Raw genomic sequence first — 15,547 nt, 5'->3', positions numbered from 1 at the left:
GGAGCGGAGCATGAACCGCAACGTTATTCTGACCTGCGCCGTCACCGGTGCCGGCGACACCACCGGCAAGAACCCCAATGTGCCGGTCACCCCGCAACAGATCGCCGATAACTGCATCGAGGCCGCTCGCGCCGGCGCCAGCATTGCGCATATCCACGTGCGCGACCCGGAGACCGGCGGCATCAGCCACTCCCTGGACCACTTCCGTGAAGTAATGGAGCGCGTTCGCGAGGCGGACGTCGACATCGTCATGAACATCACCGCCGGCGGCGGTGGCGACTGGATCCCCGATGTCGAGGACCCGACCCGCGGCGGCCCGGGCACCGATATCCAGACGCCCGCCCAGCGCCACGAGCCGGTGGGCGAACTGCTGCCCGAGCTGTGCACCCTGGACTGCGGCAGCCTCAACTTCGGCGACATGGTCTATATCAACACCGCCGACTGGCTGCGCGAGCACGCCCGCCTGGTGCAGGCCGCCGGCGTCAAGCCGGAGCTGGAGTGCTTCGACCTGGGCCACGTCTGGTTCGCCCGCCAGCTGCAGCAGGAGGGGCTGATCGACGGGGACCCGCTCTACCAGCTGTGTCTGGGCATCCCCTGGGGCGCCGAGGCCGACCCGGAAACCATGCTGGCCATGCGCAACAAGCTGCCCCAGAACGCCAACTGGGCGGCCTTCGGCATCGGTCGTCACCAGATGCCGATGGTGGCCCAGGCGATGATGCTGGGTGGCCACGCCAGGGTCGGCCTGGAAGACAACCTCTACCTCGAGAAGGGCGTGCTGGCCACCAACGGCGGCCTGGTCGAGAAGGCCGGCAACCTTATCGAGACCCTGGGCGGGCGTGTCATGACCCCGGCCGAGACCCGCGCGCATCTCAAGCTGCGCGACCCGAGCACCGGCAAGATCGTGGGAGGTGAAGCATGAGCCAGCAACTGAGCGTCATCGGCACCGGCGTCATCGGTAACGGCTGGATCGCCCGGGCCCTGGCCCAGGGCTGGGATGTCGTCGCCTTCGACCCGGCGCCCGAAGCCGAAGCCCGCACCCGCGCCTTCGTCGACAACGCCTGGAGCTCCCTCGAGAAGCTCGGGCTGGCCGACGGCGCGAGCCCCGAGCGGCTGCGCTTCGTCGCAAGCCTGGAAGAAGCCGTCGAAGGCGCCGACCTGATCCAGGAAAACGTCCCCGAGCGCCTCGAGCTGAAGCGCGAGATCCTCGCGGCCCTGGATGCCGCGGCGGCGACGGAGACCATCATTGGCTCGTCGACCTCCGGCTTCAAGCCCAGCGATCTTCAGCAGGATTGCGCCAAGGCGCCCGGCCGGGTGATCGTCGCCCACCCCTTCAACCCGGTCTACCTGCTGCCGCTGGTGGAGCTGGTCGGCGGCGAGGCTACCGAGACCGCCCAGATCGATGCGGCCCAGGCCCTCTACCGGGATCTGGCCATGCGCCCGCTGGTGGTGCGTCGCGAGATCGAGGGGCATATCGCCGATCGCCTGATGGAGGCGTTGTGGCGCGAGGCGCTGCACCTGGTCAACGATGGCGTGGCCACCACCGAGGAGATCGACGCCGCCGTGGTCTACGGCTGCGGCCTGCGCTGGTCACTGATGGGCACATTCCTGACCTTCCATCTGGCCGGTGGCGAGCAGGGCATGCGGCATATGCTCGAACAGTTCGGCCCGGCGCTGAAGCTGCCGTGGACCAAGCTGGAAGCCCCCGAGCTCACCGATGAACTGATCGACAAGGTGGTCGAAGGCTGCGAGCATCAGGCCGCCGGCCGGCCGGTTGCCGAGCTCGATCGCCGTCGCGATGACTTCCTGGTCGAGCTGCTCGACCTGGTGCAGAAGTACTGGCCCGAGGCCGAAGGCCTCGAGGGACGCATCTGATGGTGATCCTGGAAAGCCGTGTCGCAGCGGAGTGGGTCGACTACAACGGCCACATGAACGACGCCGAGTATGCCCGGGTGTTCTCCCTGGCGCTGGAGGCGCTGATGGATCGTATCGGCCTGGACGCCGCGGGACGCGAGCGCCATGGCTATACGATCTACACCCTGGAGACACACCTCTGCTATCGTCGCGAGGCCCACGAGGGGCAGCCACTGAGCGTCGCCGTAACCCTGCTGGATCGTGACGCCAAGCGTCTGCATGTCTTCCTGGAGCTGCACGATGAGGAGGGCAACCTGCTGGCCACCAGCGAGCAGATGCTGATGGGCATGAACCAGGCGAGCGGCCGACCGTCGCCCTTCCCGCCGGAGGTCGTGGAGGCCATCACCACCCTGCCCCAGGCAGACGCCTCGGCCTGGCCGGCCCTGGCAGGTCGTACCATCGGCATTCGGCGCTAACGCTTGCTGTTGATCGACGACGGTGCCGCCCTCGGGCGGCACTCCGGGATCGCCGGCCCGTTGCCCGGTTAAAGAGGACAAGTCCATCGCTAATCACACACCCCCCATTCGTCCCTCATCCCCACCCAAGGATGATTCCCCCTATGTCGAGCTCGACACCGACTACATGGTCACCGAGCTGGCCCAGGGTGGATTCTTCCAGGGCATGCACCGCGGCATGACCCTTACCTCCGCGCTGCTGGTGCTGTTATTTGTGGCTTTCACCGGCTTCGGCTCGGAGACCGCAAGCACTCTGTTCGGCGCCACCCGCACCTGGATCGAAAGCACCTTCAGCGGCTACTACCTGATCACGGTGATGCTGCTGTTGACGGTCTGTGCGTTCATCGTCCTCAGCCGTTACGGCAGCGTGCGTCTGGGCCCCGATGACAGTCGCCCGGAATTCAGCAACTTCGCCTGGTTCTCGATGCTTCTTTCCGCCGGTATCGGCATCGGCATCCTGTTCTTCGGCGTCGCCGAACCTATCTTCTATCTCGACGATACCGGCGGCTTCGGCTACCCCAACAACCCCCACGCCGACATGGCCGGGGCCACCGCCATCGGCTATGAGCGGGCCATCGACGCGCTGCGAGTCACCGTCTTCCACTGGGGGCTGCACGGCTGGGCCATCTACGTGATCGTCGGCATGTCGCTGGCCTACTTCGCCTATCGCAAGGGGTTACCCCTGGCGCTACGCTCGGCACTCTACCCCTTTATCGGTGAGCGGATCTTCGGCCCACTGGGGCATCTGTTCGATATCCTCGGCGTGCTGGGCTGCGTATTCGGCGTCGCGACCTCCCTGGGCCTGGGCGTCAGCCAGATGGCCGTGGGCCTGGAGCGCCTGGTGGGTATCGGCTCGGGCCTGCCGACGCAGCTGATCCTGATCGCCCTTATCTCGGTGATCTCGATCCTCTCCGCCGTTACCGGGGTACGCCGCGGCATCCGCATCATCTCGGAGATGAACATCTGGACCTCGCTGTTCGTGGTCGGTGTCTTCCTGATCGGTGGACCCACCCTGTGGCTGATCACCGCCTTCGGCGAGACCCTGCTCGACTATGCGATCAACTTCATTCCCATGGGACTGTGGTTCGCGGACGAGCCGGCAACGGAGACGTGGCAGCAGGGCTGGACCATCTTCTACTGGGGCTGGTGGCTGGCCTGGGCGCCCTTCGTCGGGCTGTTCATCGCACGTATCTCCAAGGGCCGCACCCTGCGCGAGTTCGTGCTGGGTGTCCTGCTGGTCCCCACCCTGATCATCTTCGTCTGGCTGATCATCTTCGGCGGCAACGCCATGTATCAGGAGCTCAATGCCAGCGGCGGCCCCGGTAGCGCCGGCATCATCGAGCTGGTCAACGCCTGGCAGCTCCCCGCCGCGCTGTTTGCTACGGCCGATGGCATCGTGGGTACCGGCGTGTTCGGCTGGATACTGTCGGCGCTGATGGTCTTCCTGTTGATGAGCTGGTTCGTCACCTCCTCCGACTCCGGCACCCTGGTGTTGACCACCATCCTGTCGCTGGGTGACGACGAGCCGCCGGCACGCTTCCGGGTGTTCTGGGGTATCGTCATCGGCCTGGTGGCCGCGGTGCTGCTGGTGGCCGGCGGCCTGACGGCGCTGCAGACGGCGCTGATCGCCGCCGCCCTGCCGCTGAGTGCCGTCATTCTGGTGATGACCGTGGGGGTGCTGGTCTCGCTGCTGCGCGAGACGCGCCGAGCCAGGCAGGCCATCAAGCAGAGCTGACCCCTCGGGGCACAAGACACCCTGCCCCAATGACAAGGCCCGCCCCGGAACGTTCGGGGCGGGCCTTGTCTTTGACGGCCCGACGGCTTGCCGGGGCCCGCCTCTCGGCTCAGTAGCGGCCGAGTGTCGCTTCCAGCTTGAACAGCCGTGCAGAGAGCTCACCGGGGGTCATCACCGGGGTCTCCGGGGCCACCGCGGACGGCCATGCCTCGAGAGTCGACTCATAGGCCGCGAGCAGCTCATCATAGGTAGCCTCCTCATAGAGACCGGCCTGCTTCTCGAGCAGCGATCTGGCCGTCAGCACGAAGCCACGGCTGTCCTGATACTCGACGACGTTGACGAAGCGGCCATCATCCACCGCTTCCTCGTACTCGTGCAGTGCCTGGCGCAGCAGCGCCAGCTGGGCGCGACTCTGGAAGGCCACATCGTCGCGCAGCTCGCCATCCACGTCATGCATGGCGTCATCGATCGCCTCGAGCGCAGTCGTGTAGGCATCGGCCTTGCTCTCCCACTCGCCGCCGCCACGCATCGTCTCGACCAGCGCTTTCAGATTCGACTCCATGCCCTTCACGCCGTGCGCCTCAAGGGCCGGCTCCAGCATCTCGTAGTGCTCATGGATGGGGTGGCCGAAGTGTGGCTGGGCGGCGGCCTGCTCACCGGCCTGGTAGAGCTCGCGGGCCACGGCAAGATGGCCTTTCATCATCGCCAGGTTGGTGTAATACACGCCGGGGTTGCTGACGTCGATGGCATAGCCGCCCTCGCCGCCTTCGCCGCCCTCGCCGCCTTCGCCGCCTTCGCCGCCTTCACCGCCTTCGCCTCCGGCGGACGCGTTCAGATAGTCAAAGGCCGCATAGGGGTTGGCGCCACCGCCTTCGCCACCTTCACCACCTTCACCACCTTCACCACCTTCACCACCTTCACCACCTTGATGGTGATGGCTAGCTTCTCCGCCTTCGCCGCCTTCTCCACCGTGGTCGGCATGGGCCAGCAGCGGGCTATCACCACCCTGGGTATAGTCGGCCGAGGGCTCGGCCTCTGCCCAGCCGGCGGTGCTGGTCCCCAACAAAACGCTGGCGCCAACGCCGACCCAGAGCTTCGTGCGAGAGCTATGTGACATATAAGCCTCCTTTTGTGCGTGCAACTGACAAGGGGATAGCCGTACAGGCTAATGAATCCACGGTCGTAGGGTGCCGACTTAAGAGGCCTAATACAAACGATTCCCAGTTGTTTATAATCGGGGCTCATTTCTCGACCGACTGGAGCATCGCCCGTGATTCTCTGCATCGACCAGGCCATCTCCCCCGAGCTTCTCTCCCGCATCCGGACCACCCTGAACGATGCCGCCTTTCGCGACGGGCGCGAGACCGCCGGTTGGCACGCCCGCACGGTCAAGCACAATCAGCAGGCCGACGGACGCCACCCGGAGATCGCCGAGCTACACACGGCTGTCGCCAAGGACCTGCAAGCCGACCCGCTATTCCAGATGGCGGCACGCCCCAGGCGCATGAAGCCGATGATGTTCAGCCGCTACCGGGAAGGCATGAGCTACGGCAATCATGTGGACGATGCGATCATGGGCACTCCCCAGGGAGTCATGCGCACCGACCTGTCGTTCACGCTGTTTCTCAACGACCCCAACGACTATGATGGCGGCGAGCTGCTCATCGACTCCAGCGCCGGCGAACAGACCTACAAGCTGCCCGCCGGGGCCCTGATTCTCTATCCGTCCTCGACCCTGCACCGAGTCGTGCCGGTTAACCGGGGTGAGCGCCTGGCCGTCGTAGGCTGGGCACAGAGCCAGGTGCGTGACCCCCAGCAGCGCGAGATCCTGTTCGACCTGGATACCACCCGGCGCCAGGAGTTCGAGGCCAACGGCAAGACCCGCACCTTCGACATGCTGTCGAAGAGCCTGGCGAATCTGCTGCGGATGTGGGCCGATATTTAATTGCCGGTATCCTGAATCGGTCTCCTGACCATGAGAATCCAGCCCCCCGATACCCGCCCAGAACGCATCGGCTTCCTGCTATTACCGCGATTCGCCATGGTGGCCTTCTTCTCGGCGATCGAGCCGCTGCGCATCGCCAACCGCATCAGCGGGGAGATGCTGTTCGCGTGGGACCTGATCAGCCGTGATGGTGAGCCGGTGGCCGCCTCCAACGGCATGACCCTGAACGTCAGCTATTCGCTTTACGAGACACCGATGCTGCCCAGCCTGACGGTATGCGCCAGTTTCGAGCCACAGAGCACCATCGATGACGCGCTGATTGCCTGGCTTCATGAGCGCGCAGCGACAGGCTGTGTGCTGGGGGGCATGGATACCGGTTGCTATATCCTGGCCGCCGCCGGCCTGCTCGATGATCAGACGGTGACCCTGCACTGGGAGTGCTTGCCCGACTTCCGCTCTCGCTTTCCCCGGGTCGATGCGGTCGAGTCGATCTACGAGGTGACCACCGCGGGCTTCTCGTGCGCCGGCGGCAGCGCCGCAATCGACATGAGCCTCGACCTGATCCGCCGTCGGCATGGCAAGGACCTGGCTACCCGGGTGCGTGACCAGCTGGTCCACGACCAGGGTCGTCGGCCCGCCAGCCGTCAGCGCGATCCCGTGATTCCTCGGGAGCCACTGCTGCAGCGCGCCATCGCGCTGATGGAGGCTAACCTCGAAACACCCTTGGGCATCGGCGAGCTGGCCGACGAACTCGATATCTCCTGGCGCCGCCTCGACCGGCTGTTCGCGCGCCACCTGGATACCTCCCCCCAGCAAGCCTATCTGGCCCGGCGCCTGGACCATGCTCACCGCCTGCTGCGCGTGACGCCCCACAGCATCATGCAGATCGCCCTGGCCTGCGGATTCGCCTCGCCCTCGAACTTCTCTCGCGCCTTCAGGCGACGACATGGCCTCACGCCAAGCGAGTTGCGCCGGCAGGAACTGTCGAATCGTGCATAGTCGATGTCGAACTTCGCCAGGCGTCACGCCTCCTCCACTGGCACTCTAGGCGGTGTTGCGAATCCCCCGAAGGAGGCCAAGATGACCATCGCTCTTCCAGTGACACCCGATTACGACGCCTGGCCCATCGAGGCGCACCTCGAGACAGTATCCTTCTCGCCACGCCTGGTGACCGTGCGCTGGAGCGATGGTCGCGAAAGCCGCTATCACAGCATCTGGTTGCGTGAGAATGCCGCCGACGACTCCACCATCAACCCGGCCACCCGGGAGCGCATCCTCGACCTCTCCGCCCTGCCCGGATGGCCGGAGATCGCCGGCGCCGAGATCGATGCCGTCGGCGCACTATGTGTGGACTTTGCCCCGGAGCAACGGCGCCTGCGCTTTCACCCCGGCTGGCTGCGTGCCCACGATTACGACAATGCCGAGGATCCCGAGGCGCCGCTGGTAGCGGTACAGCTCTGGCATGGCGGCCCCGAGGCGGCCCCGGAGAGTCTCGACGCCGGCGGCCTGCTCGACACCACGCCTGACAGCGAAGCCGAGGAGACGATTCTGGCCCCCGCCCTGGAAAGCGTGCTGGGTCAGGGGATGGTGCGCCTGCGCGGCCTGCCCACCGAACCCGGCTCGCTGGAGGCCATCGCCCGGCGCATCGGCCCGGTACGCCCTACCAACTTCGGCCTGTTGTTCGACGTCAAGGCCAAACCGGATCCGGACTCCAACGCCTATACCTCGATCGCCCTGCCACCGCATACCGATCTGCCGACGCGCGAGTATCATCCCGGCCTGCAGATGCTGCATTGCCTGGAGAACAGCGTCGCCGGTGGCCAGGCGGTAATGCTCGACGGCTTCGCCGTGGCCGAAGCGCTGCGTCAACGCAATCCCGAGGCCTTCGAGACCCTGACCCGGGTTCACTGGTGCTTCGCCAACACCGCTCGGACCACCGACTACGTCTGGTACTCGCCGATGATTCGCCTGGATGATCGCGGTGAACTGCTCGAGGTACGCATCGCGGACTTCCTGCGCGGCCCGCTCCAGACGAGCTTCGATGAGGTGGAATCGGCCTATGAGGCGCTGATGACCCTGCAGGCGATGCTGCGCGAGCCCGAGTTCGCCATCCGCTTCACCTATGCGCCCGGCGACCTGGTGATCTTCGACAACCGTCGCCTGTTACACGCCCGCGACGCCTTCGAGGGCTCAAGCGGCCACCGCTGGCTGCAGGGCTGCTATATGGAACGTGACGAGGTACGCTCACGCTACCGCATGGTGCAGCGTCGTCGCCGTGAGCGTCGCGTAGCGGATCAGGGGCAAGCAGACGCGTGATGATAAGTCGATGTTGACGACCAGTGACTTCATCGCTCGTTTCGAGGCAGGGCTGGCCAGCATGACCGGTCAACCCTGGCCCGAGGCGCGAGAACGCTACGATGCGTTATGCCGGACGTTCGCCCCATCCGACCCGCCGGGCATGCAAATCATCGACGAGCGATGCCGCGGCGTTGACGTCCGCCGCTTCCTGCCCGCAGGGGCTTTCTCCGGCAAGGTACTGTTTGTTCACGGCGGGGGCTTTACCATCGGTTCGGTACGCAGCCATCACGGCGCTGCCGCCAGCCTCGCCGCGTGCCTTGGGCGCGAAGTGGTCAGCATCGACTATTGCCTGGCCCCGGAAGCTTGCTATGCCGAGATGCTGGCCGACTGCCTTGCCGTGGTCGACGCCTGCGAGCCACTCGCCCTGGTGGGAGACAGCGCCGGTGGTCGACTGGTGATGGATCTGGCCGTCAAGTTACCCACAGCGCCGCCATTGGGATTGATCTACCCGCCTGTGGATGGAATCGATGAGTCGACCCTGGGCGCTTCCGCACCCTTGCTCTCTCGTGATGATGTGTTCGGTATCGCCCAACTCTGCCCCGAGGCACTCCCCTCCTACACGAAGACCGCTCCTCCCGCGAGACAGATGGAGATTCTGGCGGTCACGCATGACCCACTCACTCGTCCTCTGGCGGCCGCCGTCACGCGCTGGCGCCATGCCGGTGCCAGCATCGGCTACCGCTGCGCCGCCGGCATGGTTCACGGTGCATTGCATGCCCATGCACGACTCCCCGAAATGCGCAGCGCCTGGCAGGAATTCTGCCAGGCGCTGAAGGGGCGACTCGAGGAATAACACCGAGAGCTTACAAGTACAGGTCGCGCACCGCCTCGATGGCGGGTGTGCCGTCACGTGCCTCGACGCCTTCCAGCCAGCCGGCCACGGTATCGAGGTTTTCGCCGATCCAATCGTTGGCGACCTCGTCCGCCGGCCGATCCTCATGACTATAACCGTGGACCCAGGCGTTCTGATCCTCGATCTTCACCACATACTGTGACAGGAAGCGGTGCAGCTGAGGATCCTCTTCCGCCAGACTCGCCGGCACCACCGTCCACACCGTGCTGTCGATATCGGCAACACCCGCGCCGTCGGCGTCCTCCAGGTAGGCCAGATCAAAGCTGACGTTCATCCAGTGCGGTTCCCAGCCAACGAAGGTGATCCACTCGCCGTCGGCCATCTTGCGTTCGGCCTGGGCCAGCATGGCCGCCGTGGAACTCTCGCGCAGGTTCCAGTCGCCGAGACCCGCAAGGTCGTTATCGATAGCCGCGAGAATAGCGGTATTGATGCCGGTACCCGCCTCGATACCCTGGATCCCGCCCTCAAAGCGCTCGCGATGAGCGTCGAGATCGGCCACCGAGGTCACGCCGGCATCATGGACGTATTGTGGCACCACCAGGCCCGAGGTGGCGCCCCGGATATTGGAGACCAGCTTCTCGACCTCGCCCTCAGCCACCAAGGGTTCAACCATCTCCGTCTGCACCGGGTACCAGCCTCCCAGGTAGACATCCAGATCGTTACGGGTCAGCCCTTCGAGGATGACGCTTACCGCCAGATCGTTCTGACGTGTCTCGTAGCCCATGGCCTCGACCAGCTGGACCGCCACCTCGGACTTCACCGTGACGCCCGGCCAGGCCGGTACGCCGAAACGCACCTCGTCAAGCTCGGCCATTGCCGGTCCCGCCAGCAACATCGGTGCCAACGCGGCGGTGTATCTCAAATTCCGGGAAAAAGCACGCATCTGACGCCTCCTGTGGATAATATCTCCACAGTCTACGCCAGTGACCCGGCCAGACTGCACGCAAAGCGAACAAATATTTGCACAAAGCGAACATTTCTCGCATCAATCATGGATTCATGGGTCCTTGCCTCCCGGCCCCAATCCCATATCGCCATTCACAGCAAGTAATAGCCGCCATTGAGGGCATCGATCAGCAGGTCGAGTTCGTCATGCCGGGCATGGCGGGCCGTGATGCGCCATAGGGGCTTGCGAACGGCCTGACAACGCACCAACTCGAGCCCCGACGCGCTTCGGCGCTTCAATCGGTGGCGACGCACCTGCATCACATGCTGGCGTGCCTTGCGCTCGAGCGGAGACGTGTCGAGCTCGGGGGGTGGCAGCGTGGCGGCATCCAGGGGGGGGCCGAACTCGACGCCCTCCAGCGTCGTGCTGACCCCCTGGCAACGATCGACCAGGCAACTCATCAACTCCTGACGATCCATGCCCCAGCGGCGAGTGTTCCAGCGATAGAGGCAAAGCAGATAGGGAAAGCCAATCGGTTCGACCGCATCGACCGTCAGCTCGGGATCGATATCGGCGACACGCCGTTCGAGACCGTCGAGGGGAAGCCTGGCCTTGAGCCAGGCTTCCTGACCATCGGCGATGCCCTGGGCGGGGCTCCCCGATGGTGCGATCACGTCGTGCGCTCACGGAGCTTGAGCGTCAGCGCCTCATGTGCCATCTCGAAGCTTTGCTGCGCCTTCAGTGGCCTCGGCAGGGGGCGCAGTTCGGCGGTCTCCTCCATCGCCTGCAGGATATGCTCGGGAACGGGATGGCTGGTTTGCGTCAGCAGGCTGGCGACGACCATCGCCAGGCTGGAGAGCACCACACCGGCCAGCATGGGATGCAGGCCGGTCACCCCGTCCAGCGCCAGATACTGCCAGAAGAACGCCACCAGGCTACCGACAATCATCGAAGCCAGGGCGCCCGGGGTATTGGCCTTGCGCCACCAGACCGCCGCTACATAGGCGGGCAGGAAGGCACTACCCAGCACCGAGGTCGTGAAGACGACGATGGAGAAGATCGCCGGCGGCTCGAAGAGGGCCACGATGCCACAGACGGTTCCCAGCAGCAGCACGATCAGCTGAGACACCCTCACCATCTGTTTCTCCTCCATGTTGGGATTGATAAACCGTTCATAGAGGTCTCGAGCCGCGATGCTTCCCGTCTGCAGCAGGATCGAATCGGCGGTGGACATGATCGCCGCCATGATGGCCGCCATCACGATACCTACCACGGCGGCAGGCAGCAGATTCTGCGCCAGGGCGAAGATGGCCTGCTCGGGATCATCGAGGTCGGGCAGCACCAGGATGGCCAGGGTACCGAGAATATAGGGGGCGCTGACGAACACCAGGTTCCACAGGGTGGAATAGACGCCGGCGCGACGCGCATGGAAGGGATTGCGCATCGCCATGTGGCGAGTCACGACGTGTGGCCACCCCATATAGCCAATGGAGAAGATCAACAGGGCGCCCAGCACGATTCCCCACTGCCCTTCGTGGACGAGGTCCTTGCCCCAGACGCTGAGCAGGGTCGGGTCAATCGCCGCAATGGCCTCGTTGGCAGCCGTCAGGCCACCCACCTCCTGAAGCGTGGCGATCAGGATCCAGACGATGCCGATGAGCATCACGAAGCTCTGCAGCAGATCCGTATAGGCCACCGCGCCATAGCCGCCCATCAGGGTGTAGGCAATGATGACGCCCACGGCTATTGCGAGAGCCACTTCGTAGGGCAATCCTGTGACCAGCTCCAGGCCCTTGCCACCGGCGATGAATTGCGCCAGCACATAGGCCCCCAGCAGCGAGACCGACAGCATCGCCGCGATCAGGCGGACCCATTTGCTGGGATAGCGTTTCTCGAGATACTCGATGGAGGTCAGTGCCCCCATGATCTGGGAGAGCTTTCGCATCCGCCGGCCGAGAACCGAGAGGTTCACCACCCCGCCACCGATATCACCCGCGGCATACCAGAATCCATAATACCCCTGGGTGTAGCCGAGAGACCCGGCCCCCAGGAACATGTAGCCACTCATTGACGTCGACTGCATCGTCATGGCGGTCACCAGAGGCCCCACATTGCGGCCGCTGAGGTAGTAGCCCTCCATACTGTTCGAGCCGCCTCGGCGCATAGAGATGACGCCTACGGCCAGCATGCCGATGAAGTACAAGGCAAGAAACAGCAATACCGTCGAATTCATATTCTTTTTCCTGTTACGCGATTCTTTTTATCATGACCAGCCGCCTCGACTCAGCGACTCGACTCCGAGTCCTTGAGCCCCGGCCAGCCTCGCGTTACCCAGAGGAAGCCCAGCGTATAAAGCACCCAGAACATCGGGACACCGATGACCAGCCAGGTGGTGGATACGGGTAATCCGAACATCGTTATCTCCACGATTTATTATTGAAATTTTAAGCACTTAAATCTTCAATGACCCCGCCTAAGCGGGGTCACAACATCTCATCAAGACTCACTGATATCAGGAGGGGAAGGAGAACTGCGCTCCTTCGCGTACGCCGGCGGAGGGCCAACGCTGAGTCACCGTCTTGCGACGCGTATAGAAGCGCACCGCATCGGGACCATAGGCGGAAAGGTCACCGAACAGCGAACGCTTCCAGCCACCGAAGCTGTGGTAGGACACAGGCACCGGCAGCGGCACGTTGACCCCCACCATGCCGACCAGAATATGATCGCTGAAGTAGCGTGCCGCCTCACCGTCGCGGGTATAGATGCAGGTACCGTTGCCGTATTCATGCTCGTCGATCAGCCGCATGGCCTCTTCCATGCTGTCGACACGCATCACCAACAACACGGGGCCGAAGATCTCTTCCCGGTAACAGGTCATTTCAGGCGTTACATTATCGATCAGGGTGCCGCCGACATAGAAGCCTCTCTCGTAGCCCTCCACCTGGATATCACGCCCATCGACCAGGAGGGTCGCGCCCTGCTCCTCGGCACTGGCGATATAGCCGCAGACCTTTTCCCGATGCGCCTGGGTGATCACCGGGCCGAAGTCATTGCTCTTGTCGGAGAAGGGGCCCACCTTGAGAGACGTCATCGACTCCTGCATCTTGGCGACCAGGTTGTCGGCCGCTTCATCACCCACCGCCACCGCCACCGACAGCGCCATGCAGCGCTCGCCGGATGAACCGAAGGCGGCGCCGGTCAGCGAATTGACCACGTTTTCCATATCGGCATCGGGCATGACGATGGCATGGTTCTTGGCGCCACCCAGTGCCTGGCAACGCTTGCCGTTGGCACTGGCACGCGAGTAGATATATTCGGCGATCGGCGTGGAGCCGACGAAGCTGACGGCCTGAATGCGGTCATCATCGAGCAGGGTATCCACGGCTTCCTTGTCGCCATTGACCACATTGAGCACGCCCGCGGGCAGGCCTGCCTCAAGTGCCAGCTCGGCGATAAAGAGCGCCGAGGTCGGATCACGCTCGGAAGGCTTGAGCACGAAGGTATTACCGCAGGCGATGGCCATGGGATACATCCACAGCGGTACCATCGCGGGGAAATTGAACGGGGTGATACCCGCCACCACGCCCAGGGGCTGATGCTCGCTCCAGGAATCGATGCCCGGTCCGGTATTCTTGCTGTGCTCTCCCTTGAGCAACTCGGGTGCCCCGCAGGCGTACTCGATGTTCTCGATGCCGCGGGCCAGTTCCCCTCCGGCATCATGGGAAATCTTGCCATGCTCTTCACCGATCAGGCGCACGATCTCATCGGTGTGCTCCTCGAGCAGCTGCTTGAAGCGGAACATGACGCGAGCCCGCTTGGCCGGCGGCGTGTTGCGCCAGGCCGGGAAGGCCGCCTGGGCCGCGGCGATGGCCTCTTCCACGGTGGCCTTGGCAGCCAGGCTGACCTGCCCCTTCACTTCACCGGTGGAAGGGTTGTACAGATCCTGGGTGCGCCCTTCGCGGTCGACGCGTGCGCCGTTGATCAGATGGCCGAGTGCTGTCATGGGTTACCTCTTGCAGTTGCGTTGCTGTGGGGGAAGATACTGTTACGAAAAAGGCTCAATCCAGCTCGCCGATGACCTCGCCAAGGACATTGACGACCCGATCGATCTCCTCTTTCTCGACGATAAAGGGCAGGCCCAGCTGGATGGTGTCCGCGCCATAACGCACGTAGAAGCCCTTTTCCCAGCACTTCATGGCGATTTCATAGGGCCGACGGGCGGGCTCACCGGGATAGTGCTCGATCTGCAGGGCACCGGCGAGGCCGTAGTTGCGGATATCGCTGATGTAGCGAGTCCCCTTGAGGCTGTGCAGTGCGTCCTCGAAGACCGGGCTCATCTGGCGCACGCGCTCGACGAGACCCTCCTGCTCGAGGATATCCAGCGAGGCCATGGCCGCGGCACAGGCCACTGGATGGCCGGAGTAGGTATAGCCATGGGGCAGCTCGAGCATATAGTCGGGTCCACCCTGCTCCATGAAGGTGGTGTAGATCTCGCCGGTGACCATCACGCCACCCATGGGCACCGCCCCATTGGTGAGCTGCTTGGCGAAGTTCATCATGTCGGGGATCACACCGAAGGCATCGGCACCGGTCATGGCACCCATGCGTCCGAAGCCGGTGATCACCTCGTCGAAGATCAACAGGATGTCATGGGCATCGCAGATTTCACGCAGGCGCTGGAGGTAGCCCTTGGGGGGCGGAATCACGCCAGCCGAGCCGGCCAGCGGCTCGACGATGACCGCGGCGATATTGGAGGCATCATGCAGGGCGATCAGCTCCAGCAGATCCTCGGCCTTCTCGGCGCCGCGCTCGGGCATGCCCCGGGTAAAGGCGTTCTCGGCCATCAGGGTATGGGGCAGATGATCCGCGTCCACGCCCTGGCCGAACAGCGCGCGGTTGGCTCCGATGCCACCCAGGCTGATGCCACCGAAGTTGACCCCGTGATAGCCCTTGCTCCGGCCGATCAACTTGGTCTTGGTGGGCTTGCCCTTCTTGCGCCAGTAGGCACGGGCGATCTTCAACGAGGTATCGGCGCTCTCGGAGCCGGAACCGGTAAAGAAGGCATGATCCAGCCCCTCCGGCGTCAGCTCACGCAGCCGGTGGGCCAGCTCGAAGGCCTTGGGGTGACCAAACTGGAAGGCCGGGGCATAGTCCAGCTCGCGTAGCTGCCGGCTGACGGCATCGGCAATTTCGGGGCGAGAGTGACCGGCACCACAGGTCCAGAGCCCGGAAAGCCCATCGAAGACACGGCGACCCTCGGCATCGATCAGGTAGCTGCCCTCGGCGCCGGTAATGATCCGCGGGTCGCGCTTGAACTGGCGGTTGCCGGTGTAGGGCATCCAATAGGCATCCAGCTGCTCGGCGCTCAAGCCGGCGGCGTGGCGAAACTGCTGTGCGGTCATGA

General features: G+C 64.2%; 15 protein-coding genes. 8 read left to right on the top strand and 7 right to left on the bottom strand.

What is annotated here, in order from left to right; genetic code table 11:
* Positions 1–10 precede the first annotated feature (10 nt).
* From Q358_RS0103090 to Q358_RS0103075, 4 genes are all read left to right on the top strand, one after another.
* On the top strand, positions 11–919 hold the full coding sequence (locus tag Q358_RS0103090) for a beta-keto acid cleavage family enzyme (RefSeq protein ID WP_027960706.1): 909 nt from the start codon (positions 11–13) through the stop codon (positions 917–919).
* A complete protein-coding gene (locus Q358_RS0103085) occupies positions 916–1,872 on the top strand; it encodes an L-carnitine dehydrogenase (RefSeq protein ID WP_027960705.1) in 957 nt (318 codons plus the stop codon). The genes Q358_RS0103090 and Q358_RS0103085 overlap by 4 nt, the downstream gene beginning before the upstream one ends.
* On the top strand, positions 1,872–2,327 hold the full coding sequence (locus Q358_RS0103080) for a thioesterase family protein (protein WP_027960704.1): 456 nt from the start codon (positions 1,872–1,874) through the stop codon (positions 2,325–2,327). The genes Q358_RS0103085 and Q358_RS0103080 overlap by 1 nt, the downstream gene beginning before the upstream one ends.
* A gap of 166 nt (positions 2,328–2,493) precedes the next feature.
* Positions 2,494–4,101 carry a BCCT family transporter gene (locus tag Q358_RS0103075; protein ID WP_027960703.1) on the top strand — a complete coding sequence of 536 codons (1,608 nt, stop codon included), beginning with the start codon at positions 2,494–2,496 and terminating at the stop codon, positions 4,099–4,101.
* Between the two features lie 109 nt (positions 4,102–4,210).
* Here Q358_RS0103075 and Q358_RS16415 read toward each other — a convergent pair whose 3' ends face one another.
* Positions 4,211–5,218, bottom strand: a complete 1,008-nt coding sequence (locus tag Q358_RS16415) for a hypothetical protein (RefSeq protein ID WP_051530145.1) — start codon at positions 5,216–5,218, stop codon at positions 4,211–4,213.
* Positions 5,219–5,371: 153 nt separating this feature from the next.
* Here Q358_RS16415 and Q358_RS0103065 point away from each other — a divergent pair, with 153 nt between their 5' ends.
* The 4 genes from Q358_RS0103065 to Q358_RS0103050 all read left to right on the top strand — a co-directional run bounded on the left by Q358_RS0103065 (position 5,372) and on the right by Q358_RS0103050 (position 9,197).
* Positions 5,372–6,046, top strand: coding sequence for a Fe2+-dependent dioxygenase (locus Q358_RS0103065; protein ID WP_027960702.1), 675 nt, complete (start codon positions 5,372–5,374; stop codon positions 6,044–6,046).
* Positions 6,047–6,076: 30 nt separating this feature from the next.
* The gene (locus Q358_RS0103060) at positions 6,077–7,045 is read left to right on the top strand and encodes a GlxA family transcriptional regulator (RefSeq protein WP_043487543.1); all 969 of its coding nucleotides are present in this window, start codon (positions 6,077–6,079) and stop codon (positions 7,043–7,045) included.
* 81 nt (positions 7,046–7,126) lie between these two features.
* Positions 7,127–8,362, top strand: a complete 1,236-nt coding sequence (locus tag Q358_RS0103055; protein ID WP_043487541.1) for a TauD/TfdA family dioxygenase — start codon at positions 7,127–7,129, stop codon at positions 8,360–8,362.
* A gap of 10 nt (positions 8,363–8,372) precedes the next feature.
* Positions 8,373–9,197, top strand: a complete 825-nt coding sequence (locus Q358_RS0103050) for an alpha/beta hydrolase (RefSeq protein WP_043487540.1) — start codon at positions 8,373–8,375, stop codon at positions 9,195–9,197.
* A gap of 10 nt (positions 9,198–9,207) precedes the next feature.
* Here Q358_RS0103050 and Q358_RS0103045 read toward each other — a convergent pair whose 3' ends face one another.
* From Q358_RS0103045 to aptA, 6 genes are all read right to left on the bottom strand, one after another.
* Positions 9,208–10,140, bottom strand: coding sequence for an ABC transporter substrate-binding protein (locus tag Q358_RS0103045; protein ID WP_027960698.1), 933 nt, complete (start codon positions 10,138–10,140; stop codon positions 9,208–9,210).
* Positions 10,141–10,295: 155 nt separating this feature from the next.
* Positions 10,296–10,817 (bottom strand): hypothetical protein, encoded by a 522-nt coding sequence (locus Q358_RS0103040; protein WP_027960697.1) that lies wholly within the window; start codon positions 10,815–10,817, stop codon positions 10,296–10,298.
* A complete protein-coding gene (locus Q358_RS0103035) occupies positions 10,814–12,376 on the bottom strand; it encodes a sodium/proline symporter (protein ID WP_027960696.1) in 1,563 nt (520 codons plus the stop codon). Before Q358_RS0103035 ends, Q358_RS0103040 begins: the two co-directional genes overlap by 4 nt.
* A gap of 50 nt (positions 12,377–12,426) precedes the next feature.
* Positions 12,427–12,558 (bottom strand): hypothetical protein, encoded by a 132-nt coding sequence (locus Q358_RS19025; RefSeq protein ID WP_281172954.1) that lies wholly within the window; start codon positions 12,556–12,558, stop codon positions 12,427–12,429.
* 97 nt (positions 12,559–12,655) lie between these two features.
* On the bottom strand, positions 12,656–14,146 hold the full coding sequence (locus Q358_RS0103025; protein WP_027960695.1) for a CoA-acylating methylmalonate-semialdehyde dehydrogenase: 1,491 nt from the start codon (positions 14,144–14,146) through the stop codon (positions 12,656–12,658).
* A 55-nt stretch (positions 14,147–14,201) separates the two neighbouring features.
* On the bottom strand, positions 14,202–15,545 hold the full coding sequence (gene aptA / locus Q358_RS0103020; protein ID WP_027960694.1) for an omega-aminotransferase AptA: 1,344 nt from the start codon (positions 15,543–15,545) through the stop codon (positions 14,202–14,204).
* Between the last annotated feature and the right edge of the window lie 2 nt (positions 15,546–15,547).

The organism is Halomonas halodenitrificans DSM 735 (assembly GCF_000620045.1).
GTDB classification, from domain to species: Bacteria; Pseudomonadota; Gammaproteobacteria; order Pseudomonadales; family Halomonadaceae; genus Halomonas; species Halomonas halodenitrificans.
This window is presented reverse-complemented; position numbering and strand designations above follow the sequence as displayed.

Coding starts and splice junctions, on each gene's coding strand:
- Q358_RS0103035 (WP_027960696.1), bottom strand. CDS start 12,376: ATGAATTCGACGGTATTGCTGTTTCTTGCCTTGTACTTCATCGGCATG.
- Q358_RS0103050 (WP_043487540.1), top strand. CDS start 8,373: ATGTTGACGACCAGTGACTTCATCGCTCGTTTCGAGGCAGGGCTGGCC.
- Q358_RS19025 (WP_281172954.1), bottom strand. CDS start 12,558: ATGTTCGGATTACCCGTATCCACCACCTGGCTGGTCATCGGTGTCCCG.
- Q358_RS0103085 (WP_027960705.1), top strand. CDS start 916: ATGAGCCAGCAACTGAGCGTCATCGGCACCGGCGTCATCGGTAACGGC.
- Q358_RS0103025 (WP_027960695.1), bottom strand. CDS start 14,146: ATGACAGCACTCGGCCATCTGATCAACGGCGCACGCGTCGACCGCGAA.
- Q358_RS16415 (WP_051530145.1), bottom strand. CDS start 5,218: ATGTCACATAGCTCTCGCACGAAGCTCTGGGTCGGCGTTGGCGCCAGC.
- Q358_RS0103080 (WP_027960704.1), top strand. CDS start 1,872: ATGGTGATCCTGGAAAGCCGTGTCGCAGCGGAGTGGGTCGACTACAAC.
- aptA (WP_027960694.1), bottom strand. CDS start 15,545: ATGACCGCACAGCAGTTTCGCCACGCCGCCGGCTTGAGCGCCGAGCAG.
- Q358_RS0103045 (WP_027960698.1), bottom strand. CDS start 10,140: ATGCGTGCTTTTTCCCGGAATTTGAGATACACCGCCGCGTTGGCACCG.
- Q358_RS0103075 (WP_027960703.1), top strand. CDS start 2,494: ATGGTCACCGAGCTGGCCCAGGGTGGATTCTTCCAGGGCATGCACCGC.
- Q358_RS0103055 (WP_043487541.1), top strand. CDS start 7,127: ATGACCATCGCTCTTCCAGTGACACCCGATTACGACGCCTGGCCCATC.
- Q358_RS0103090 (WP_027960706.1), top strand. CDS start 11: ATGAACCGCAACGTTATTCTGACCTGCGCCGTCACCGGTGCCGGCGAC.
- Q358_RS0103060 (WP_043487543.1), top strand. CDS start 6,077: ATGAGAATCCAGCCCCCCGATACCCGCCCAGAACGCATCGGCTTCCTG.